This is a genomic window from Pseudomonas sp. WS 5059 (assembly GCF_012985525.1).
Lineage (GTDB): Bacteria > Pseudomonadota > Gammaproteobacteria > Pseudomonadales > Pseudomonadaceae > Aquipseudomonas.
In genome coordinates, this window is the sequence record NZ_JAAQWO010000002.1 from 590,497 (window position 1) to 610,671 (window position 20,175).

At 60.3% G+C, this 20,175-nt stretch carries 18 protein-coding genes; 3 read left to right on the forward strand and 15 right to left on the reverse strand.

Annotation, left to right across the window (positions count from 1 at the left end):
• Positions 1 to 578 precede the first annotated feature (578 nt).
• The 11 genes from HBO12_RS07410 to HBO12_RS07460 form a co-directional block, all read right to left on the reverse strand.
• Positions 579 to 908 (reverse strand): GlpM family protein, encoded by a 330-nt coding sequence (locus tag HBO12_RS07410; protein WP_169954564.1) that lies wholly within the window; start codon positions 906 to 908, stop codon positions 579 to 581.
• Between the two features lie 19 nt (positions 909 to 927).
• Positions 928 to 2,268 carry a two-component response regulator AauR gene (gene aauR / locus HBO12_RS07415; RefSeq protein WP_170041828.1) on the reverse strand — a complete coding sequence of 447 codons (1,341 nt, stop codon included), beginning with the start codon at positions 2,266 to 2,268 and terminating at the stop codon, positions 928 to 930.
• Complete coding sequence (gene aauS, locus HBO12_RS07420) at positions 2,265 to 4,166, reverse strand: two-component sensor histidine kinase AauS (RefSeq protein WP_169954458.1); 1,902 nt, start codon at positions 4,164 to 4,166, stop codon at positions 2,265 to 2,267. The genes aauR and aauS overlap by 4 nt, the downstream gene beginning before the upstream one ends.
• A 162-nt stretch (positions 4,167 to 4,328) precedes the next feature.
• Complete coding sequence (locus tag HBO12_RS07425; RefSeq protein ID WP_170041829.1) at positions 4,329 to 5,063, reverse strand: amino acid ABC transporter ATP-binding protein; 735 nt, start codon at positions 5,061 to 5,063, stop codon at positions 4,329 to 4,331.
• A complete protein-coding gene (locus HBO12_RS07430) occupies positions 5,060 to 5,731 on the reverse strand; it encodes an amino acid ABC transporter permease (RefSeq protein WP_169954456.1) in 672 nt (223 codons plus the stop codon). The genes HBO12_RS07425 and HBO12_RS07430 overlap by 4 nt, the downstream gene beginning before the upstream one ends.
• Positions 5,731 to 6,477 carry an amino acid ABC transporter permease gene (locus tag HBO12_RS07435; protein ID WP_169954455.1) on the reverse strand — a complete coding sequence of 249 codons (747 nt, stop codon included), beginning with the start codon at positions 6,475 to 6,477 and terminating at the stop codon, positions 5,731 to 5,733. Before HBO12_RS07435 ends, HBO12_RS07430 begins: the two co-directional genes overlap by 1 nt.
• A gap of 192 nt (positions 6,478 to 6,669) precedes the next feature.
• Positions 6,670 to 7,602, reverse strand: coding sequence for a glutamate/aspartate ABC transporter substrate-binding protein (locus HBO12_RS07440; RefSeq protein ID WP_170041830.1), 933 nt, complete (start codon positions 7,600 to 7,602; stop codon positions 6,670 to 6,672).
• 320 nt (positions 7,603 to 7,922) lie between these two features.
• Positions 7,923 to 9,461, reverse strand: a complete 1,539-nt coding sequence (glpD, locus tag HBO12_RS07445; RefSeq protein ID WP_170041831.1) for a glycerol-3-phosphate dehydrogenase — start codon at positions 9,459 to 9,461, stop codon at positions 7,923 to 7,925.
• A 293-nt stretch (positions 9,462 to 9,754) separates the two neighbouring features.
• Positions 9,755 to 10,510 carry a DeoR/GlpR family transcriptional regulator gene (locus HBO12_RS07450; protein WP_038443004.1) on the reverse strand — a complete coding sequence of 252 codons (756 nt, stop codon included), beginning with the start codon at positions 10,508 to 10,510 and terminating at the stop codon, positions 9,755 to 9,757.
• A 97-nt stretch (positions 10,511 to 10,607) separates the two neighbouring features.
• The gene (gene glpK / locus HBO12_RS07455; protein ID WP_169954452.1) at positions 10,608 to 12,113 is read right to left on the reverse strand and encodes a glycerol kinase GlpK; all 1,506 of its coding nucleotides are present in this window, start codon (positions 12,111 to 12,113) and stop codon (positions 10,608 to 10,610) included.
• 79 nt (positions 12,114 to 12,192) lie between these two features.
• A complete protein-coding gene (locus HBO12_RS07460; protein ID WP_169954451.1) occupies positions 12,193 to 13,047 on the reverse strand; it encodes an MIP/aquaporin family protein in 855 nt (284 codons plus the stop codon).
• A gap of 371 nt (positions 13,048 to 13,418) precedes the next feature.
• On the opposite strand from HBO12_RS07460, the gene ybaK reads away from it, so the two are divergent.
• Positions 13,419 to 13,889, forward strand: coding sequence for a Cys-tRNA(Pro) deacylase (gene ybaK, locus HBO12_RS07465; protein WP_170041832.1), 471 nt, complete (start codon positions 13,419 to 13,421; stop codon positions 13,887 to 13,889).
• A 157-nt stretch (positions 13,890 to 14,046) separates the two neighbouring features.
• Here ybaK and HBO12_RS07470 read toward each other — a convergent pair whose 3' ends face one another.
• Positions 14,047 to 15,156, reverse strand: coding sequence for an ABC transporter ATP-binding protein (locus tag HBO12_RS07470; protein WP_169954449.1), 1,110 nt, complete (start codon positions 15,154 to 15,156; stop codon positions 14,047 to 14,049).
• Positions 15,153 to 16,073, reverse strand: a complete 921-nt coding sequence (argF, locus tag HBO12_RS07475) for an ornithine carbamoyltransferase (protein WP_169954448.1) — start codon at positions 16,071 to 16,073, stop codon at positions 15,153 to 15,155. Before argF ends, HBO12_RS07470 begins: the two co-directional genes overlap by 4 nt.
• A 435-nt stretch (positions 16,074 to 16,508) precedes the next feature.
• Here argF and HBO12_RS07480 point away from each other — a divergent pair, with 435 nt between their 5' ends.
• The gene (locus HBO12_RS07480) at positions 16,509 to 18,617 is read left to right on the forward strand and encodes a molybdopterin oxidoreductase family protein (RefSeq protein ID WP_170041833.1); all 2,109 of its coding nucleotides are present in this window, start codon (positions 16,509 to 16,511) and stop codon (positions 18,615 to 18,617) included.
• A 103-nt stretch (positions 18,618 to 18,720) separates the two neighbouring features.
• Positions 18,721 to 19,059 (forward strand): Grx4 family monothiol glutaredoxin, encoded by a 339-nt coding sequence (grxD, locus tag HBO12_RS07485; RefSeq protein WP_032858447.1) that lies wholly within the window; start codon positions 18,721 to 18,723, stop codon positions 19,057 to 19,059.
• 79 nt (positions 19,060 to 19,138) lie between these two features.
• Here the strand turns inward: grxD and bfr are convergent, their stop codons facing one another.
• Both bfr and HBO12_RS07495 read right to left on the reverse strand, forming a co-directional pair.
• Positions 19,139 to 19,609 carry a bacterioferritin gene (gene bfr, locus HBO12_RS07490; RefSeq protein WP_038442996.1) on the reverse strand — a complete coding sequence of 157 codons (471 nt, stop codon included), beginning with the start codon at positions 19,607 to 19,609 and terminating at the stop codon, positions 19,139 to 19,141.
• A gap of 201 nt (positions 19,610 to 19,810) precedes the next feature.
• Positions 19,811 to 20,029: a bacterioferritin-associated ferredoxin gene (locus HBO12_RS07495; protein ID WP_038442994.1), complete on the reverse strand. Its 219-nt coding sequence runs from the start codon at positions 20,027 to 20,029 to the stop codon at positions 19,811 to 19,813.
• Positions 20,030 to 20,175: the final 146 nt, after the last annotated feature.

A 20,175-nucleotide genomic window follows, 5' to 3' on the forward strand; every position in this document is an offset into this window, starting at 1 on the left:
TGTACCGAGTCGATCCTATCGCAGCCTCGCCGGGGCTCGACAGCTCCTACAAGGGATTGGGGAGGCACACGGAGCAAGTGTGGGAGCTGTCGAGCTTTAGCGAGGTGGCGATGCAGGCAGCTCGGTTTTGTAGGTATACCGAGTCGATCCCATCGCCGCCTCGCCGGGGCTCGACAGCTCCTACAAGGGATTGGGGAAGGACACGGAGCAAATGTAGGAGCTGTCGAGCTTTAGCGAGGCTGCGATGCAGGCAGCTCGGTTTTGCAGGTGTACCGAGTCGATCCCATCGCCGCCTCGCCGGAGCTCGACAGCTCCTACAAGGGATCGGGGAAGCACACTGAGCAAATGTAGGAGCTGTCGAGCTTTAGCGAGGCTGCGATGCGGGCAACTGGGTTTTGCGGGTGTACCGAGTCGATCCCATCGCCGCCTCGCCGGGGCTCGACAGCTCCTACAAGGGATTGGGGAAGGACACTGAGCAAGTGTGGGAGCTGTCGAGCTTTAGCGAGGCTGCGATGCAGGCAGCTCGGTTTTATGGGGGTATCGAGTTGGTCCAGTTCCCACAGGGGAGCGGTGGAGTGTCAGGCGTGGATTCGAATCCACACACTCACCAGCACCGTCGCCGCCATCAACCACGCCACTGCGGCCACCGCCAGTGAGGCCTCCAGGCGCATGCGATCGACCATCACGTACAGCGTCGCCAGGTACACAAAGTACGGAATGATCGACCACATGCCGAACACAATGGTGGTCTTCAGATCGTCTACCGACCGGCCCTTGCCGACGATGTAGTGGGCGATCAGGGCAAAGGTCGGAAACAGCGGCACCAGGCCGGCGATGTAATAGTTCTTGGTTTTGGCCAGCACCGCCAGGAGCAATACCACCGCCGCACCGAGGGCGGCCTTGAAGATTAGGTCCACGCACGACTCCTTAATGGCTCAGCCCGTATTTCTTGACCTTGTCGAACAGGGTGGTCTTGGCCATTCCCAGTTCCAGGCTGGCCTGGGTCAGGTTGCCGCCGCTGCGTTGCAGGGCGTCGCTGAGCAGGTTGCGTTCAAAGGCTTCCACCGCCTCGGTAAAGGCCAGGCCATGGTTGTCGGGGCTGGTGCCGCTTTTCTTGAAGGCCGGCAGGCCCAGGGCAAAACGTTCAGCGACGTTGCGCAGTTCACGTACGTTGCCAGGCCAGTCATGGCTCATCAGGCTGGACAGGGTCTGGTTGTCCAGTTCCGGGGCGATGCGGTCAAAGCGCAGGGAGGACTGCTGCAGAAAGTGTTCGAACAGTTGCAGGATATCTTCACGACGCTCGCGCAGCGGCGGCAGTTCCAGGGTGACCACGTTCAGGCGGTAGTACAGGTCGCTGCGGAACTGGTTGGCGCGACTCAATTCGTCGAGGTCGGACTTGGTGGCGGCGATCACCCGGCAATCCACGGCCACGCTCTGGTTCGAACCCAGGCGTTCCAGGGTGCGCTCCTGCAAGACCCGTAGCAGTTTGATCTGCAGGTTCATCGGCATGCTTTCCACTTCGTCGAGGAACAGCGTGCCCTCGTGGGCATGTTCGATCTTGCCGATCCGCCGTTTGCCCGCGCCGGTAAAGGCGTTGGCTTCGTGGCCGAAAATCTCGCTTTCGAACAGGTTTTCCGGCAGGCCACCGCAGTTCAGGGCGACGAACTGGTGGGCGTGGCGGCGGCTGAAGTCGTGCAGGCAGCGGGCGACCAGCTCCTTGCCGGTGCCGGTCTCGCCTTCGATCAGCACGTTGGCCGAGGTGTCGGCGACGTTGGCGATCAGCTCGCGCAGGTTCTGCATCGCCGGCGAGCGCCCGATGATCCGGCCTTCCAGGGAGTCACGCTCGGCCAGTTGGCGGCGTAGCGCCCAGACCTCCCGAGCCAGGCCGCGCTGTTCGAGGGCGCGGCGCACCACGTCTACCAGGCGCTCCGGGGAAAAGGGTTTTTCCATGAAGTCATAGGCACCGTTGCGCATCGCGCCCACGGCCATGGAAATATCGCCGTGGCCGGTGATCAGCACCACCGGCAGGCTTTTATCCAGGGCCTTGAGGCGGGTCAACAGCTCCAGGCCGTCGATACCGGGCAGGCGGATATCGCTGATCACAATGCCGGCAAAGTTCTCGCCGACACGTTTGAGAGCCTCTTCGGCGCTGGCCACGCCGACGCTGGGAATATCTTCCAGGGCCAGGGCTTGCTGGCAGCCGAGCAACACATGGGGATCGTCTTCGACGATCAGCACGGTCAGTTCGGTATTGGGTTGGCTGTTCATATCGATTCGCCGGGTTGATGGCCTGCCAGGGGCAGGCTCAGGACAAAGGCCGTACCACCAACGGCCGGGTGCTCGACGGCCAGGTTGCCGCCGGTGGCCGCTGCAAGGCTGGCCGACAGGGTCAGGCCCAGGCCCAGGCCTTGCTCGCCGGGTTTGGTGGTAAAAAAGGGTTCGAACAGATGCTTGCGGGTCTCAGGGTCGATGCCGTGCCCGTTGTCCCGCACCCGCAGGCGATATTTTCCGTCGCTGATATCGCTTTCCAGCCACAACTCGGGGGCGGGTTGGGCGTGCATCGCATCCAGGGCGTTGCCGATCAGGTTGACCAGGATCTGCTCCAGGCGTGTCTGGTCGATCTGCAACAGGGCCTGGCTAAAACCACGGTGGACGGTCAGCGGCAGGCTGTCGAGGCGGCTGCCCAGGACCTGGAACGCCGCATCCACGGCCTTGCCCAGGCTGGCTTCGCCCTGGTCGTCGCCGCGTCGGGCAAACGAGCGCAGGCTGGCGGTGATGCGGCCCATGCGGTCGATCAGTTCGTTGATGGTCTTGAGATTGGTGCTGGCAGTATCCAGGGCCCCGCGTTCCAGGAAGCGCACGGTGTTGCCGGACAAGGTGCGCAGGGCCGCCAGGGGCTGGTTCAGTTCATGGGCGATGCTGGTGGACATCTGGCCGATGGCCGCCAGTTTGCCGGCCTGGACCAATTCGTCCTGGGCCCGGCGCAGGGTTTCTTCGGCCTGGCGGCGTTCGCGGATCTGCGCCTTGAGCCGTTCGTTGCTGGCCCGCAGGTCGGCGGTGCGCTCGGCAATCCGCCGCTCCAGCTGGTTGTTGGCTTCTTGCAGGGCCTCGCGGGCAGCCAGGCGCGTGGCGATCACCTTGCGTCGCTCGTTCCAGGCAATCAGCAGGAACGCCACCAGGGCAAAGGCCACGGCGACGAGGATGCCCTGGTTGATCGCCGCCTGGCGCAGGTCGTTGAGCGGGGTGAGCAGGGTGAAGTTCCACGGCGTGTCGTTCAGCGGTCGGGTCTGGGCGAGGTAGGTGACTTCCTGGTCGTCGGTCACCACTTCACTGTTGGCCGGGAACGTCAGCTTCTCGGTACCAGCATCCAGCTGTTCGCGGGCCAGGGGTTGCAGTTCGTTGAGGGTCGCCCAGTAATATTGCAGGCTGCGAGCCAGGCGCTCCTTGGTATCGTCGCTCAGCGGGCGCACGGCCTTGAGCCGGCGCGCCGGGTCGCTGGAGAGGATGATGATGCCGTTCTCATCGCTGACAAAAGCTTCCAGGCGCGCGCGCTGCCAGCGTTCTTCCAGCGCTTCGAGGCGCACTTTGACCACCGCGACGCCAATGATCTTGCCGCGTTCTTCCAGGCCATGGGCCAGGTAGTAGCCGGGTTCGCCATTGGTGCTGCCGATGCCATAGAAACGGCCGGGCTGGCCACGCACGGCGTTCTGGAAATAGGCGCGGAACGACAGGTCTTCACCCAGGTAGCTGTCAACATCGCGCCAGTTGCTGGTGGCCATCACACGGCCGGTGGTGTCCATCACATAAATCGCCCGACTGCGGCTACGCCGGTTCAGGCCTTCGAGGTATTCGTTGACGGCTTGCCGGTGTTCCGGGCTTGGCTCGGCCAACAGCCTGGAGACGCTGGATTCCAGTTCCAGCAGGCTGGGCAGGTAGGTGTATTTGCTGATCTCACTCTCGACCGTGCGCGCATGCAGCTCCAACTGACGCTCGCCGTTCTCGCCCAGGGTGCGGATGCCGTAGTGCTCGCTGGTCCAGAAGCCGATAAAACCCAGGCCGATCATCAACAGGATGATCAGGGGCGGCAGGAACAACTGGCGAATCAGACGAGGCTTCACGGCAAGTGATGGCGGCGCGGCGCGATAGAGGGTGGGGTCGCATTTCATCACAGATGCCTTGGGTCAACCAGCGCTTGCCTGGACCGGTGTGGGAGCAGGCTTGCCCGCGATGACGGTAGGTCAACCACAGACAGGTTGACTGATACGCCGCAATCGCGGGCAAGCCCGCTCCCACAGGGCCCGGTTTCTACAGTGGACGCTGTGTTGTGCTTAGTGCTGCAGGATTTTCTCGAGGAAGTGCTGCGCACGTTCGGAACGGGCGCTGATATCGCCGAAGAACTCATCTTTAGGGCAGTCTTCGATGATCTTGCCGGCATCCATGAAGATCACACGGTCGGCCACTCTGCGGGCGAAGCCCATTTCGTGGGTCACGCACATCATGGTCATGCCTTCCTGGGCCAGTTGCACCATCACGTCCAGCACTTCGTTGACCATCTCCGGGTCCAGGGCCGAAGTCGGTTCGTCGAACAGCATGACGATCGGGTCCATGGCCAGGGCACGGGCAATCGCCACGCGCTGTTGCTGGCCGCCGGAAAGCTGGCCTGGATGCTTGTCCTGGTGCGCCGACAGGCCCACGCGTTCGAGCAATTGCAGGGCTTTCTTCTTGGCCTCTTCTTCGCTGCGGCCCAACACTTTCACCTGTGCGACGGTCAGGTTCTTGATGATGGTCATGTGCGGGAACAGTTCGAAGTGCTGGAACACCATGCCCACGCGCGAGCGCAGTTTCGGCAGGTTGGTCTTCGGGTCGGCAATCGAGGTGCCGTCGACCACAACGTCACCTTTCTGGAATGGTTCCAGGGCGTTGACGCACTTGATCAGGGTGGACTTGCCCGAGCCGGATGGCCCGCACACCACGATCACTTCGCCTTTTTTGACATCAGTGCTGCAATCGGTCAGCACCTGGAAGTCGCCATACCACTTGTTGATGTTCTTGATAGAGATCATACGGCAAACCTTTTTTGCAGACGCTTGACCAGCAGCGAGGCGGCAAAGCTGATGATGAAGTAGACGACACCGGCAAAGATCAGGAACTCATTGGAGCGGCCGATAATGTCGCCGTTGGAGCGGGCGGAGTTGAGGAAGTCCACCAGGCCCACGGTGTAGACCAGCGAGGTGTCCTGGAACAGGATGATGCTCTGCTGCAGCAGCAGCGGGGTCATCTTGCGAAACGCCTGGGGCAGGATGATCAGGCGCATGGTCTGGCTGTAGGTCATGCCCATCGCTTGTGCCGCAGCCATCTGGCCCTTGGGGATCGACTGCACGCCGGCCCGCACGATTTCGCAGAAGTACGCCGCCTCGAACATCATGAAGGCCACGACGCAGGAGGTGAATGCACCGATTGGCGTGTCTTCGCCAGTGATCCAGCGCAATACGAATGGCACCGCCAGGTAGAACCAGGTGATCACCAACAGCAGCGGGATCGAGCGGAAGTAGTTCACATAGGCGCCGGCCACGCGCGACAGCAGTTTGCTGGAGGACAGGCGCATCAAGGCCAGGATGGTACCGAGGAAGATACCGCCGACCACGCCCATGACCATCAGCTTCAAGGTCATGACCATGCCGTTCCACAGGCCGGGCATGGCCGGGATAATGCCGCTGAAATCGAAGTCCATTATTTGCCCCCCACGGAAATCAGGCCAGGCACCGCGACTTTCTTCTCGACCAGGCGCATCAGCAGCATCAGGCTCATGTTCAGGGTGAAGTAGATCAGCGTAGCCAGGGTGAAGGCTTCAAACAGGTTGGCCGAGAATTCAGCGGTCTGCTTGGTTTGTGCCAGCAATTCCATCAGGCCGATCAAGGACGCCACGGAGGAGTTCTTGAACACGTTGAGGAATTCCGAGGTAAGCGGCGGGATGATGATCCGGTAGGCCTGGGGCAGCAGCACGTTCCAGTAGATCTGTGACAGGCTGAAACCCATGGCACGTGCGGCGGCTTCCTGGCCGCGAGGCAGCGCCTGGATACCGGTACGCACTTGTTCACATACGCGGGCGGCGGTGAACAGGCCCAGGCACACGACAACGCTCAGGTAGGCCGAGGTGGTCGGGTTCAAGTCTTGTTTGTACCAGTCCTGCAGGTTTTGTGGCAGCAGGTCAGGTACCAGGAAGTACCAGATGAACAGCTGAACCAGCAGCGGCACATTACGAAACAGTTCCACGTAGCAGGTGGCGATGCCGGCTACGAGGCGGTTAGGCATCGTGCGCATCACACCCAGCATCGAGCCCAGCAGCAAGGCGACGATCCATGCCACGACGGCGATGGCGATGGTCCAGCCCAAACCGGAGATGAACCAGTCGAGATAAGTCTCGCTGCCCACGCCGGTGGACTTGAAGAATACGCCCCAGTCCCAGTTGTAATTCATTAGGGTCTCCCCCGAAATCGATCGATGTACAAGCACCCGCTTGGGGAAGATCCATTCCCGCCTGACGGTGAACGTCAGACACACACGATCGGCTCGCAAACCGCCAGGTCGAGTGTTCCAAATAATGCCAGCAGGTAGTAACAGGCACCTGAGGGAGGGTTGGCTCCCCCAGGGGATAAGGTTAGTTCGGAATCAGGACTTTTTTTCAGCCGTTTTGTCGTCGGCTGCTTTGTCGGTCGGATTGGCGATCAGGGCCTTGAGTTCGTCGCTCATCGGGAACATCAGGTTCAGGCCTTTTGGTGGGATCGGCTTTTGGAACCAGGTGTCGTAGATCTTGTTGATCTCGCCCGACTTGTAGGTAGCAACGATTGCATCGTCGACTGCTTTCTTGAACGGTGCATCGCCTTTGCGAACCATGCAGCCGTAGATTTCGTAGGACTGTGCAGTCCCCGTTACAGCCCAGTCGTCTGGCTTCTTGGCCTTGGCCATTTCACCGGCCAGCAGCGCATCGTCCATCATGAAGGCAACGGCGCGGCCGCTTTCCAGCATCTGGAAGGACTCACCGTGGTCCTTGGCGGAGATCACGTTCATGCCCATCTGCTTATCAGCGTTCATGGACTTGAGAATGCGCTCGGACGTGGTGCCGGCGGTGGTCACGACGTTCTTGCCCTTGAGGTCAGCGAAATCCTTGTAGGTCGAGTCCTTTTTGGACAGCAGACGGGTACCGATTTCGAAGATGCCGACGGAGAAGTCGACTTGTTGCTGACGCTCAACGTTGTTGGTGGTGGAACCACACTCAACGTCCACGGTGCCGTTCTGCACCAGCGGGATACGAGTTTGCGACGTGACCAGGTTGTATTTGACCTTCAGCTCGCCTTCCTTCATGCCGAGGTCTTTCTCGACAGCTTTGACGATGGCCAGTTGAATGTCGTGGGAGTAGCCCACTGGCTTGCCCGAACCATCCGCAATGTAGGAAAACGGAATGGAGGCGTCGCGGTGGCCCAGGGTGATGGTGCCCGACTCTTTGATTTTCTTCAGCGTGCCGGTCAGTTCGGCGGCGAAGACTGGAGTGCTAATCAGAGCGGCAGCAATGGCTGCGCCCAAAATATGGGGAACGATACGCATCAATACTTCCTCGACATTTGTTTTTTTTATGAAGCCTGGACGGCTCTTTCGATACAGCGAATGCCTGTGACGGCTCCTGAAGCATCTCAGGCAAACACGTCCCAAGTGTAGAGCATGAGTCGTGCCAGACTGCTAATAAAGATCTAACTATATGATTTATATGGTGATTAACTTTATGTGACGATGTTTATCCGGTGTTTAAGTCCGGCAAACCGAATAGGGGGAGGTATCGCGTTCGGAAAACCGAATTTGTAGGAGTCTGCTTACGATGTGCGAGCCAAAAAAAGCCCCTGGACCTTTCGGTGCAGGGGCTTTGTCACTCAGGCCGCTTCGATCTTGTTGCGGTTCTGCTCGACCTTGACCAGGTAGCGCTGCAGGTTTTCCTGCTCCTCGGAGGTGGTGAACAGCCCCAGTTTGGTGCGGCGCCACAGGATGTCGTAGGCCTGGGTCGCCCATTCCTCGGCGCACAGGTAGTCGACTTCCCGGGTGTACAGGCCACCACCCAGGTGCTCGCCCAGGTCGGCCAGCGATTGCACGCCTTCGAGCAGGCGCCAGGTGCGGCTGCCATAGGTGGTCGACCAGCGGCGGGCGATTTCGCTGGGGATCCACTCGAACTTGCTGCGAATGTCCGAGGCCAGGGCTTCCGGGGTGCTCATGTCTTCGCCGCCGGGCAGGCTGGCCTTGGCCGTCCAGCTTGGCTTGATATGCGGGAAGTACGGGGCCAGTTGCGCCAGGGCCGACTCGGCAAGCTTGCGGTAGGTGGTCAGCTTGCCGCCGAACACCGACAGGATCGGCGCTTCCTCGCCAGTACCGGACAGCGCCAGGGTGTAGTCGCGGGTGATGGCCGACGGGTTATCCGACTCGTCGTTGCACAGCGGACGCACGCCGGAATAGGTGTGCACGATATCGTCGCGGCTCAACTGCTGCTTGAAGTGGGCATTGACCACCTTGAGCATGTAGTCCGTTTCACCTTCGGTGATCGCCACTTTCGCCGGGTCGCCGGTGTACTCACGGTCGGTGGTGCCGATGATGGTCAGGTGGTTGAGGTACGGAATGGTGAAGACGATACGCCCGTCCTCGTTCTGCAGGATGTGCGCATGGGCGCCTTCGTACAGTTTTGGCACGATCAGGTGGCTACCCTGGATCAGGCGGATGCCGTAGGGCGAATCGAGCTTCAAGTCATCCTTGATGAATTTGGCGACCCACGGGCCGGCCGCATTCACCAGGGCCTTGGCGCGGATCGACAACAGGCTGCCATCGGCGCGTTCCAGGTGCAGGTGCCACAGGCCCTTGCTGCGACGGGCGCTGACGCAGCGGGTCTGGGTGTGGATATGCGCACCTTTTTCCCGGGCGGCCATGGCATTGAGTACTACCAGGCGTGCGTCGTCGACCCAGCAGTCGGAGTATTCGAAGCCCTTGGTGATCTCGCTTTTCAGCGGGCTGTCGGCACCGAACTTCAGGCTCTTGGAACCTGCGAGTTTTTCGCGCTTGCCGAGGTGGTCATACAGGAACAGGCCGGCACGAATCATCCAGGCCGGGCGCAGGTGCGGGCGATGGGGCAGCACAAAGCGCATCTGCTTGACGATGTGCGGAGCCTTGGCCAGCAGCACTTCGCGTTCGGCCAGGGCCTCGCGGACCAGGCGGAATTCGTAATGTTCAAGATAGCGCAGGCCGCCGTGGATCAGCTTGCTGCTGGCGGACGAGGTGTGGCTGGCCAGGTCGTCCTTTTCACAAAGGAATACCGACAGGCCGCGACCGGCTGCGTCTGCCGCGATGCCCACGCCATTGATCCCACCACCGATAACGGCAACATCATAGACTTCGGCAAGGGGTGGAGCAGGCAAGGTAGAAGGGGTCATCGGCTGGCCTCGCGATCTTTATTTATATTTGAATTCGAACATTAATGTTCATTTGCGAAAATGGTAGCCTATAAACGCGGGCACAGCCAGTCGACTTCGATTGAAAAAACTCATCGAAGGGCGGGGAAAGGAAAAATTGTGAACATTGAGCCTGCTGCTGGCTCAAGAGGGTTGTTGCTCTTTAGGCCGCCATCGCGGGCAAGCCCGCTCCCACAGGTTGATCGCATTCCAACTGTGGGAGCGGGCTTGCCCGCGATGACGGTGGTCCAGGCGCCAGAGATCTCAGCGCCAGATCAGACGACTTCCAGGCGAATCTTGTTCTGGCTCAACAACTGCACCAGCGCCGGCACCGGCTGCTGATCGGTGACCAGGCAATCAATCAAGCTGATCGGCCCCAGGCGAATCATGGCATTGCGCCCGAATTTACTCGAGTCCGCCGCCAGGATCACCTTGCGTGCATTGGCAATGATCGCCTGGGAAACCCGCACTTCCTGGTAATCGAAGTCGAGCAGGCTGCCGTCCTCATCGATGCCGCTGATACCCACCAGGGCGAAGTCGACCTTGAACTGGTTGATGAAGTCCACGCTGGCCTGGCCCACCACGCCGCCGTCACGGCGCACATTGCCGCCAGTCAGCAGCACGTCAAAGTCGTCCTTGGCGCTGAGCATCATGGCGACGTTGAGGTTGTTGGTGATGATCTTCAGGTGGCTGTGGTTGAGCAGCGCCCGGGCGATGGATTCGGTGGTGGTGCCGATATTGATGAACAACGAGGCATGATCGGGGATCTGTGCGGCAATGGCTTCGCCGATACGCTGTTTTTCATCGCGCATCTGGTCGGCACGCATGGCGTACTCGGTGTTTTCGACGCTGGAGTCATAGGCGGCGCCGCCGTGGTAGCGACGCAGCAGGTTGGCTTCGGCCAGTTGGTTGATGTCGCGGCGGATGGTTTGCGGGGTCACAACGAACAGCTGCGCCATTTCCTCGATACTGACGTAGCCGCGTTCGCGGACCAGTTCGAGGATTTGCTGCTGACGGGGAGGCAGATTCATGGGGCGTCCTTTGGGCTGCCGTACAAAAAAGTGGCCCATGATGACGCAGGAATCTGCTCCCTGCCAGTTACAACCCTAAGTGGGTCCGGCGCGTGGCTTATTCGGCGCCTTCGTGGGGTTCCCAGTCGCGGGTGCGGCTGACCGCTTTTTTCCAGCCGGCGTAGAGTTTTTCTTTGGCGGCCTCGTCCAGTTGCGGTTCGAATTCGCGCTCGATCACCGCCTTGCCACGCAACTCATCCAGGCTGCCCCAGAAGCCACAGGCCAGGCCGGCCAGGTAGGCGGCGCCCAACGCCGTGGTCTCGCGCATTTGCGGGCGCTCGACCTGGGTGCCGAGGATATCGGCCTGGAACTGCATCAAGAAGTTATTGGCCACCGCACCGCCGTCCACCCGCAGGGATTTGAGGCGTTCGCCGGAGTCCTGCTGCATGGCGTCGAGCACGTCGCGGGTCTGGTAGGCAATCGACTCCAGGGCTGCACGAATAATGTGATCCACGCGTACGCCACGGGTCAGGCCGAACAGCGCGCCACGGGCATAGGGGTCCCAGTACGGAGCGCCCAGGCCGGTGAACGCCGGCACCAGGTATACACCGTTGCTGTCCTTGACCTTGTTGGCGAAGTATTCGGTGTCGTGGGCGTCGTTGATGATCTTGAGCTCGTCGCGCAGCCACTGCACGGTGGAGCCGCCGTTGAACACCGCGCCTTCGAGCGCGTAGGCCACTTCGCCACGGGGGCCGCAGGCGATGGTGGTGAGCATGCCGTGCTGGGACTTGACGGCCTTGTCGCCGGTGTTCATCAGCAGGAAGCAGCCAGTGCCGTAGGTATTTTTCGCCTGGCCCGGCTCGACGCACATCTGGCCGAACAGGGCGGCTTGCTGGTCACCGGCAATGCCGCCGATGGCAATCCCGCTTTTGGTGCGGCCATAGATTTCCGAGGAGGACTTCACTTGCGGCAGCATTTCCCGCGGGATGTCCAGCACCTCGAGCATCTTCGCATCCCACTCCAGGGTGTGGATGTTGAAGAGCATGGTGCGCGAGGCGTTGGTGTAGTCGGTGACGTGGGTCTTGCCGCCGGTAAATTTCCAGATCAGCCAGCTGTCGATGGTGCCGAACAGCAGTTCGCCGTTGCGCGCGCGTTCGCGGCTGCCTTCGACGTTATCGAGGATCCACTTCAGCTTGGTGCCGGAGAAGTACGGGTCGGTGACCAGGCCGGTGGTGTCGCTGATGTATTGCTCATGGCCGTCGCGCTTGAGCTGCTGGCAGATCTCGGTGCTGCGTCGGCACTGCCAGACGATGGCGTTGTAGATCGGGCGACCGGTGATCTTGTCCCAGACCACCGTGGTTTCACGCTGGTTGGTGATGCCGATGGCGGCAACCTGGTCGTGATGCAGGCCGGCTTGTGCCAGGGCCTCGACCATCACGGCACTTTGGGTGGCGAAGATTTCCATCGGATCATGCTCGACCCAGCCGGCTTGCGGGTAGTGCTGGACGAATTCGCGTTGGGCGGTGCACACCACGTTGGCGTCACGATCAAAGATGATCGCCCGGGAACTGGTGGTGCCCTGATCGAGGGCAATGATGTAGTTCTTATTCTGTGTGTCGGTCATGTCGATTGCCTTGGACGGAAAAAGGGAATGGGTAAGTAGCCTGGGCCGCAAAGGGGCAGAAGGGCCCAGGCTACCGCTTTCAGGAAGTTCGGGTGTTACCGCTGGCGGCGGTTTCGGCTGCATCAGTTGTAGCGGCTGTGGCGTTGGGCAGATGGCGGGCAATCAACCCGCGATAGGCCGCAGCGCCGAGGCAGGCACCGACAATCGGTGCAAAGATCGGAATCAGGAAATAAGGAATATCGCGCCCGCCGGTGAAGGCCATTTCACCCCAACCGGCGAAAAACGTCATCAGTTTAGGGCCGAAATCCCGTGCCGGGTTCATCGCAAACCCGGTCAGCGGGCCCATGGCGCTGCCGATCACCGCGATCAGCAAACCGATCAGCAGCGGGGCCAGCGGGCCACGGGGCAAGCCATTGTTGTCGTCGGTCAAGGCCATGATCACGCCCATGAGGATGGCGGTGATGACCATTTCCACCAGGAACGCCTGGGCTGTATTCAGCAAGGCGTGGGGGTAGGTAGAGAACACCGAGGCCAGCTCCAGGCTGGCTGCGGAGCCGCGGACCATCTGGTGAGTTTGTTCGTAATCGAAAAACAGGTTGCTGTAGAGCGTGTAGACCAGCGCGGCCGAGCAAAAGGCGCCGGCAACCTGGGCAATGATGTAGAAGGGCAGTTTGCGCTTGTCGAAATCGGCAAAGATGCACAGCGCGATACTGACGGCTGGATTGAGATGAGCCCCGGAAATGCCGGCGCTCAGGTAGATCGCCATGCTCACGCCGATCCCCCAGATGATGCTGATTTCCCACAAGCCAAAGCTGGCACCCGCGACCTTGAGCGCAGCGACACAGCCGGTGCCGAAGAAGATCAGCAGCGCTGTGCCGAGGAACTCGGCCATGCATTGGCTTGAAAGAGAAGGCTGTTGAAGAGCAGTTGTCATTGAAAACCTCGATTTTTTTTCTTGTCTGGCGCGGTGCCACAACGGGCGGTGCGCGATTTTCACCGTGACGAGGATCCCCATCCTGGTCACGGCTTACTGCTCGGACACTGTGGATAGATTCCTACAGTATTCGGAAACGAAAAAATATAGACAAGAAACACCGCTGTCAAAGGTCGAAAGTGAACGGTCGGTCATTTTCAAACTATTAACACGGTGAATGATCGCCGCAACAAGGCGACGCAATGGGCGGCGAGCGTGGCCAGGATCTGCGCGGATTCGTCGCACAGCGCCCTGCACTAGAGCGTTTTGCCTGGGTTTGTCCTAGAATCGGTGGCCTGCTTTTCCACGTTTCCCCCGAGCCTGGAGCCCCTATGACACCCGCATTGGACTTGTTGAAAAAAGTTCGCGCCGAACATCGTATCCACAGTTACGAACATGACCCCAAGGCCGCCTCTTATGGCCTGGAGGCCGCGGAGAAGTTGAGTCTCGACCCGGCGCGGGTGTTCAAGACCCTGCTCGCCAGCAGCGAAAAGAGCGAGTTATTGGTGGCGGTGGTGCCGGTCGTCGGAAGTCTGGATTTGAAGGCCCTGGCGCATGCGGCAGGGGTGAAGAAAGTCGAGATGGCCGACCCCGCTGCGGCGCAGCGTTCTACCGGCTATTTGTTGGGCGGGATCAGCCCGCTGGGGCAGAAGAAACGCTTGCGCACCTTCATCGATGAGAGCGCACAGCCTTTTGCGACAATTTTTGTCAGTGCGGGTAGGAGGGGCTTGGAAGTGGAGTTGGCGGCGGCGGTGTTGGCCGAGCAGACCCAGGGCAAATTTGCGCCGATTGGCCGGGCTTGATTTCAAGAACGGTGGGATCAAATGTGGGAGCGAGCCTCTGTGGGAGCTGGCTTGCCTGCGATAGCATCACCTCGCTGTAGCTGACAACCCGAGGCGCCTGCATCGCGGGCAAGTCAGGCTCCCACACAAGCCTGCACACATTTTGGATTCGGTTTCTTCAGCTGGCAGTGCTGTAGCGCCGCACGCCGGACTCCACCTGCGGAATCTGCGCCGCCGTGCTCCCCGAGGCCTGGAACAGCACCAGGTGTTCGGCCGCCACGCGGATCCCCACCTGCGCACCCACCTGATGATCGGCATGGCTGGGGAAAATCGATTCCAGCTGGGCGCCGGTCGGCAACTGTAAGCGGTACAAGGTCGAGGCACCCAGGAAGGTCTTGCCGACAATCTGCGCTTTCAAGGCGCTGTCCGGTGCATACACGATGTCATCCGGGCGCAGCAAAACGTCTACCGCAGAGCCAGTCGGCCAGGTATAGGCACGATTACCGCGCAACTCGCCCAACTCGGTGCTGACCGACTCCGGCGTGCTCAACTGGCCACGGATGAAATAACCCTGGCCAATAAAGCTCGCGACATAGGGTGTCAGCGGTTCGTGATAGAGGTTGTAGGGCGTATCCCACTGCTCCAGCCGGCCTTCCTTGAACACGCCGACGTGATCGCTCACGGCAAACGCTTCTTCCTGGTCATGGGTGACCAGGATCGCACTGGTGCCACGCGCCTTGAGGATGTCGCGCACTTCATGGCTGAGCTTGCGCCGCAGTTCACCGTCAAGGTTGGAAAAGGGTTCGTCCAACAGCAGCAATTGCGGCTCCGGCGCCAACGCACGGGCCAGGGCCACGCGCTGTTGCTGGCCGCCAGACAGTTCGTGGGGGAAGCGCTTGCCCAGGTTCTTCAGGTTGACCAATTCCAGCAGCTCGGCGACCACGCGCTCTTTGTGCGGGTGTTTGCGAATGCCGAAGCCAATGTTGTCGGCCACGCAGAGGTGCGGAAACAGCGCGTAGTCCTGGAACACCATGCCAATGCGACGTTTCTCCGGTGCCAGGGTAAAGCCGGCGCTGGAGATCACTTCGCCGGCCAGGTTGATCTCACCTTCGTGCACCGGTTCGAACCCGGCAATCGCCCGCAGGGTAGTGGTTTTGCCGCAGCCCGAGGAGCCCAGCAGGCAACCGATATCGCCGGCGTTAAGGTGCAGGTTGAGGTTCTGCACCACCCGTTGGTCCTGATAGCCGCATGCCAGATTGCGTAGATTCAGCAGAAGTGGCTGGCTCATGCGTGGTGGTACGCCGGTGGGACCAGGAACTCCAGCAAGGCCTTCTGGGCGTGCAGGCGGTTTTCTGCCTGGTCCCAGGCGACGGAGCGCGAGTCGTCCAACAGGTCGAGGCTGATTTCTTCGCCGCGATGGGCCGGCAGGCAGTGCATGAACAGCACATCCGGCGCGGCGAGGTCGAGCAATTCGCGGGTGACTTGATAGGGTGCGAACAAGGCCAAGCGCTTGGCGGTCTCGTCTTCCTGGCCCATGGAGGTCCAGACGTCGGTACTCACCAGGTGCGCGCCGATCACCGCGTCCTTCGGGTCGCGCACGATTTGTACGCGGGCGTCGGCCTTGGCCAGGAATTCGGCGCTCGGCTCATAGCCCTCGGGGCAGGCGATGCGCAGATGGAAGTCGAACTGGATCGCCGCTTCTATATAGCTGTTGCACATGTTGTTGCCATCGCCGATCCAGGCCACGGTCTTGCCCTGGATCGAGCCGCGATGTTCGAGGAACGTCTGCATATCGGCGAGCAACTGGCAGGGATGCAGGTCATCGGACAGGCCGTTGATCACCGGCACCCGCGAGTTGGCGGCAAATTCGGTGAGGGTGCTGTGGGCGAAGGTACGGATCATCACCGCATCGAGCATGCGCGACATGACGATGGCGCAATCGCTGATCGGCTCGCCACGGCCCAGTTGGGTATCCCGTGGCGACAGGAAAATGGCCTGGCCGCCGAGCTGGATCATGCCGGCTTCGAAGGACAGGCGGGTACGGGTGGACGATTTCTCGAAAATCATCCCGAGTACGCGGTTTTTCAAAGGCTCGAACAGTACGCCGCGATTACGCAGGTCTTTAAGCTCAATGCCTCGACGGATCACGCTGACCAGCTCTTCGGGCGTGCAATCCATCAGGGAGAGAAAGTGCCTTGCGCTCATCATTAACTACCTTTTTGCAACAGACCGCAGATACTCAAAGCCTTGTTTATTGTGACAACGGGCGAGACCTGCGGCGAAAGCCGCACGGGGCGACGAAATAGGGGAAGGCGCGATATTGACACTAAATGTCGCGTCTTACCAATAGGCTACGGTTTTTTAGGGGTGTTCAAAGGGGCGGGAATTGCACTTTTGAGGCCTGTTTACGGACAGCAGCGGGTCATTTGTACACTGGCGCCGCGACCTTTTGCAATGTGTGATGGCGGCCCCGGGCCAGGTTGGGTCGGTTTCCTGGGCGGTGTGGGAGGTTTCTGAAACATTTGCTCATGCTTACCCATGGCCTGGCCTGATGCCCGTTGATTCACGGGGCGAACGTTGCTGGCGCCGCCGATGGGCGCGGCTCATAGTCGGGCCAAAGCCCTAATAAAGAGACTGGCCATGACCAAGACTCTCCATCACCGTGCCTGCCACCTGTGCGAAGCCATCTGCGGCCTGACCCTGGAAACCACCACCTCGGATGATGGCAGTATTGCCATCACCTCGATCAAGGGTGATGCACAGGACACCTTCAGCCGCGGCCATATCTGCCCCAAGGCCGTGGCCCTACAGGATATTCAGAACGATCCCGATCGCCTGCACCAGCCCATGTTGCGGGTGGGCAGCGAATGGCAGCCGATCCCCTGGGACGAGGCCTTCGCCCTGGTGGCCGAACGGCTGGCGGGGATCCAGGCGCGGCATGGGCACAATGCGGTGGCGGTGTATCAGGGCAACCCCAGCGTGCATAACTATGGCTTGATGACCCACAGCAATTACTTCCTCGGGCAGTTGAAGACGCGCAACCGCTTCTCTGCGACATCGGTAGACCAGTTGCCCCATCACCTTTCCAGCCACCTGATGTACGGCCATGGCCTGTTGCTGCCCATCCCGGATATCGACCAGACCAACTTCATGCTGATCCTTGGCGGCAATCCACTGGCCTCCAATGGCAGCATCATGACCGTGCCGGACGTGGAGAAACGCCTGAAGGCCATTCAGGCACGTGGCGGCAAAGTGGTGGTGGTCGACCCCCGGCGCAGTGAGACGGCGGCCATGGCCGACCAGCATCTGTTTGTGCGCCCCGGTGGCGATGCGGCGTTGCTGTTTGGGTTACTCAACACATTGTTCAGCGAGCACCTGACCCGCGACAGCCACTTGCCGGTGGATGGCCTGGACGAGGTGCGCCGCGCTGTCGCGGGCTTTACCGCCGAGGCCATGAGCGCGCAATGCGCGGTGCCGGCCGAGCAGATTCGCCAGTTGGCGCGGGATTTTGCGGCGGCAGACAAGGCTGTCTGCTACGGGCGCATGGGGGTGTCGACCCAGGCGTTCGGTACCTTGTGCCACTGGCTGGTGCAGTTGATCAACCTAGTTACCGGCAATCTGGACCGGGTCGGCGGTGCCTTGTGCACTGAGCCTGCGGTAGACCTGGTGGCGGCCACGTCCGGCGGGCACTTCAATCGTTGGCAGAGCCGGGTGTCCGGGCGTCCCGAGTACAGTGGCGAGTTGCCGGTGTCGGCCCTGGCCGAAGAAATGCTCACCGAGGGCGAAGGACAAATCCGCGCACTGGTGACAGTGGCTGGCAATCCGGTGCTGTCCACGCCCAATGGGCGGCAACTCGAGCAGGCGCTGGACGGCCTGGAGTTCATGGTCAGTGTCGATCTGTATATCAACGAGACCACACGCTATGCCGACCTGATCCTGCCATCGACCTCGGCCCTGGAAAACGATCACTACGACACCACCTTCAACATGTTTGCAGTGCGCAACGTCACGCGCTTCAACCGGGCGATTCTGCCCAAGCCCGAGGGTGCACTGCACGACTGGGAGATTTTCGTCGGCCTGGCCCAAGCGTTTGCGGCCCGCACCGGCAACCCGCTCAAGCCGACCCTGGCGCCGGCGCAGATGATTGACCTGGGCCTGCGGGCGGGAGCCTATGGCGACGCCTCCACGCACAAGTTGTCAGTGGCGATGTTGGCCGAGCATCCCCACGGCCTGGACCTGGGGCCGCTGAAGGCCAACCTGGCCGCGCGCTTGAAAACCGCCAATGGTCGGGTGCAGGCGGCGCCAGCAGTGATCCTCGCGGACCTGGCGCGGTTTGCCGCATTGCCGTTGCCCAAGGTCGATGAGTTGCTGTTGATCGGCCGCCGGCACGTACGCAGCAATAATTCATGGATGCATAACTATCACCGGCTGGTGAAGGGCAAGCCGCGGCACCAGTTGCTGATGCACCCGGATGACTTAGCCAATCGCCAGCTCAGTGACGGGCAGCGTGTGCGGGTCAGTTCGCGGATCGGCATGATCGAGGTGCAAGTGCTGGCCAGCCTGGAGATGATGCCCGGCGTGGTCAGCCTGCCCCACGGTTGGGGTCATGATCGGCCGGGCGTGCACATGAACATTGCCAGCGCGCAGCCGGGGGCCAGTGCCAACGACCTGACGGATGAGCGGCAGTTGGATGAGTTGTCGGGCAACGCGGCATTGAATGGCGTGCCGGTGCAGGTCGCGGCGGCGTGACGCAGTGAGTCTGTCGGGGAGCCCGAGCACCACGCTGGGATTTTGCGTTACAATGCGCCACCGTGCCGACCTGTGAGTCGCAAAGTTCCAGCCGAGGTGTTCCATGGATATCATCGAAACGATTAAAGAGCAGATTGCTAACAACACCATTCTGCTTTACATGAAGGGCGCGCCGAATGCCCCGCAGTGCGGCTTCTCCGCGAAGGCCTCCCAGGCTGTCATGCAGTGTGGCGAAAAGTTCGCTTACGTCGATATCCTGCAAAACCCGGAAATCCGCGCCAATCTGCCCAAGTACGCCAACTGGCCTACTTTCCCCCAACTGTGGGTGGCCGGTGAGCTGGTCGGCGGTAGCGACATCATCACCGAAATGGCGGCTGATGGTTCGTTGCAAGCGCTGATCAAGGATGCTGCTGAAAAAGCGGCGGCCAAGACCGAAGCGTAATCGGCGCTCAATAAAAAGCCCCGCTTCTCATTCGAGAGCGGGGCTTTTTTGTGCCTGATGTTTACCGGCAGGCGATGGGTTATTCACCCATTTGCGATTGCAGGTAGTTCTCCAGGGTCACTTTGTCGATCAGGCCAACTTGGGTTTCCAGCCAGTCGATATGTTCTTCCTGGTCTTCGAGGATGTCTTCCAGCAGTTCGCGGCTGCCGAAGTCGCCCTTGGTTTCGCAATGGGCGATGGCGGCCTTGAGGTCGGCATGGCTCTTGCGTTCGAAGCCCAGGTCGCTGTTGAGCATTTCCAGGGTGTGCTCGCCGATGTTCAGCTTGCCCAGGTCCTGGACGTTCGGCAGGCCTTCGAGGAACAGGATGCGCTTGATCAGCGCGTCTGCGTCCTTCATGGCCTTGATCGATTCCTTGTACTCACGCTTGCCGAGCTTTTCCAGACCCCAATCGTCATACATGCGTGCATGCAGGAAGTACTGATTGATCGCGACCAGTTCATTGGCAAGGATTTTGTTGAGTTGCTGGATGACTGAGATGTCGCCTTTCATGATTGGGGTCCTGCCCTGTATTCGTTGTATATAGGGCGGAGTTTGAGCTGCGCAATTACTGGTGTCAAACCTAAGTTATTGAATAATAAATGAAAATTAATCGGAATAAGAATGTTTGTGTTCCGCGTCTTGGCCCTAACTATTTGAATTACAGGCATAAAAAAACCGGACACTAAGTCCGGTTCTTTAAAATAGGCTGTTTCAGGCGTGTGTAAATTCTGCCGAGTAGGGGATCGCCGCCTGGGCTACCTGCAGTTTTGTCAGGGTTTCCCGTACCACTTGCTTGGCAAGGCAGGCACATTTGCCACATTGGCTGGCAACGCCGGTGGTTTCACGCACTTCCTTGTAGCTGCAGCAACCTTCATAGATCGCTTCGCGGATTTGTCCGTCGGTGACGCCAGTGCAGAGGCAGACATACATAAGGGAGAACCATCGCGGTTTAAGGCTTAAGTGCGATGGATCTTAATGTTAACGAGAATGATTGTCAAAGTGCTTTCTCAAACCGTTGCCCGCCCTGGCCCCCACACTGACGAACGGCTTTTTTCAGGTATGATGGTCGGTCTTTA

What these genes read in the sequence shown, in the direction of transcription:
- argF (WP_169954448.1), bottom strand. Translation starts at nt 16,073, where the DNA reads ATGAGCGCAAGGCACTTTCTCTCCCTGATGGATTGCACGCCCGAAGAG.
- HBO12_RS07430 (WP_169954456.1), bottom strand. Translation starts at nt 5,731, where the DNA reads ATGGACTTCGATTTCAGCGGCATTATCCCGGCCATGCCCGGCCTGTGG.
- HBO12_RS07425 (WP_170041829.1), bottom strand. Translation starts at nt 5,063, where the DNA reads ATGATCTCTATCAAGAACATCAACAAGTGGTATGGCGACTTCCAGGTG.
- glpD (WP_170041831.1), bottom strand. Translation starts at nt 9,461, where the DNA reads ATGACCCCTTCTACCTTGCCTGCTCCACCCCTTGCCGAAGTCTATGAT.
- HBO12_RS07440 (WP_170041830.1), bottom strand. Translation starts at nt 7,602, where the DNA reads ATGCGTATCGTTCCCCATATTTTGGGCGCAGCCATTGCTGCCGCTCTG.
- HBO12_RS07470 (WP_169954449.1), bottom strand. Translation starts at nt 15,156, where the DNA reads ATGAGCCAGCCACTTCTGCTGAATCTACGCAATCTGGCATGCGGCTAT.
- HBO12_RS07480 (WP_170041833.1), top strand. Translation starts at nt 16,509, where the DNA reads ATGACCAAGACTCTCCATCACCGTGCCTGCCACCTGTGCGAAGCCATC.
- bfr (WP_038442996.1), bottom strand. Translation starts at nt 19,609, where the DNA reads ATGAAAGGCGACATCTCAGTCATCCAGCAACTCAACAAAATCCTTGCC.
- HBO12_RS07460 (WP_169954451.1), bottom strand. Translation starts at nt 13,047, where the DNA reads ATGACAACTGCTCTTCAACAGCCTTCTCTTTCAAGCCAATGCATGGCC.
- grxD (WP_032858447.1), top strand. Translation starts at nt 18,721, where the DNA reads ATGGATATCATCGAAACGATTAAAGAGCAGATTGCTAACAACACCATT.
- aauR (WP_170041828.1), bottom strand. Translation starts at nt 2,268, where the DNA reads ATGAACAGCCAACCCAATACCGAACTGACCGTGCTGATCGTCGAAGAC.
- HBO12_RS07450 (WP_038443004.1), bottom strand. Translation starts at nt 10,510, where the DNA reads ATGAATCTGCCTCCCCGTCAGCAGCAAATCCTCGAACTGGTCCGCGAA.
- glpK (WP_169954452.1), bottom strand. Translation starts at nt 12,113, where the DNA reads ATGACCGACACACAGAATAAGAACTACATCATTGCCCTCGATCAGGGC.
- ybaK (WP_170041832.1), top strand. Translation starts at nt 13,419, where the DNA reads ATGACACCCGCATTGGACTTGTTGAAAAAAGTTCGCGCCGAACATCGT.
- aauS (WP_169954458.1), bottom strand. Translation starts at nt 4,166, where the DNA reads ATGAAATGCGACCCCACCCTCTATCGCGCCGCGCCGCCATCACTTGCC.
- HBO12_RS07495 (WP_038442994.1), bottom strand. Translation starts at nt 20,029, where the DNA reads ATGTATGTCTGCCTCTGCACTGGCGTCACCGACGGACAAATCCGCGAA.
- HBO12_RS07435 (WP_169954455.1), bottom strand. Translation starts at nt 6,477, where the DNA reads ATGAATTACAACTGGGACTGGGGCGTATTCTTCAAGTCCACCGGCGTG.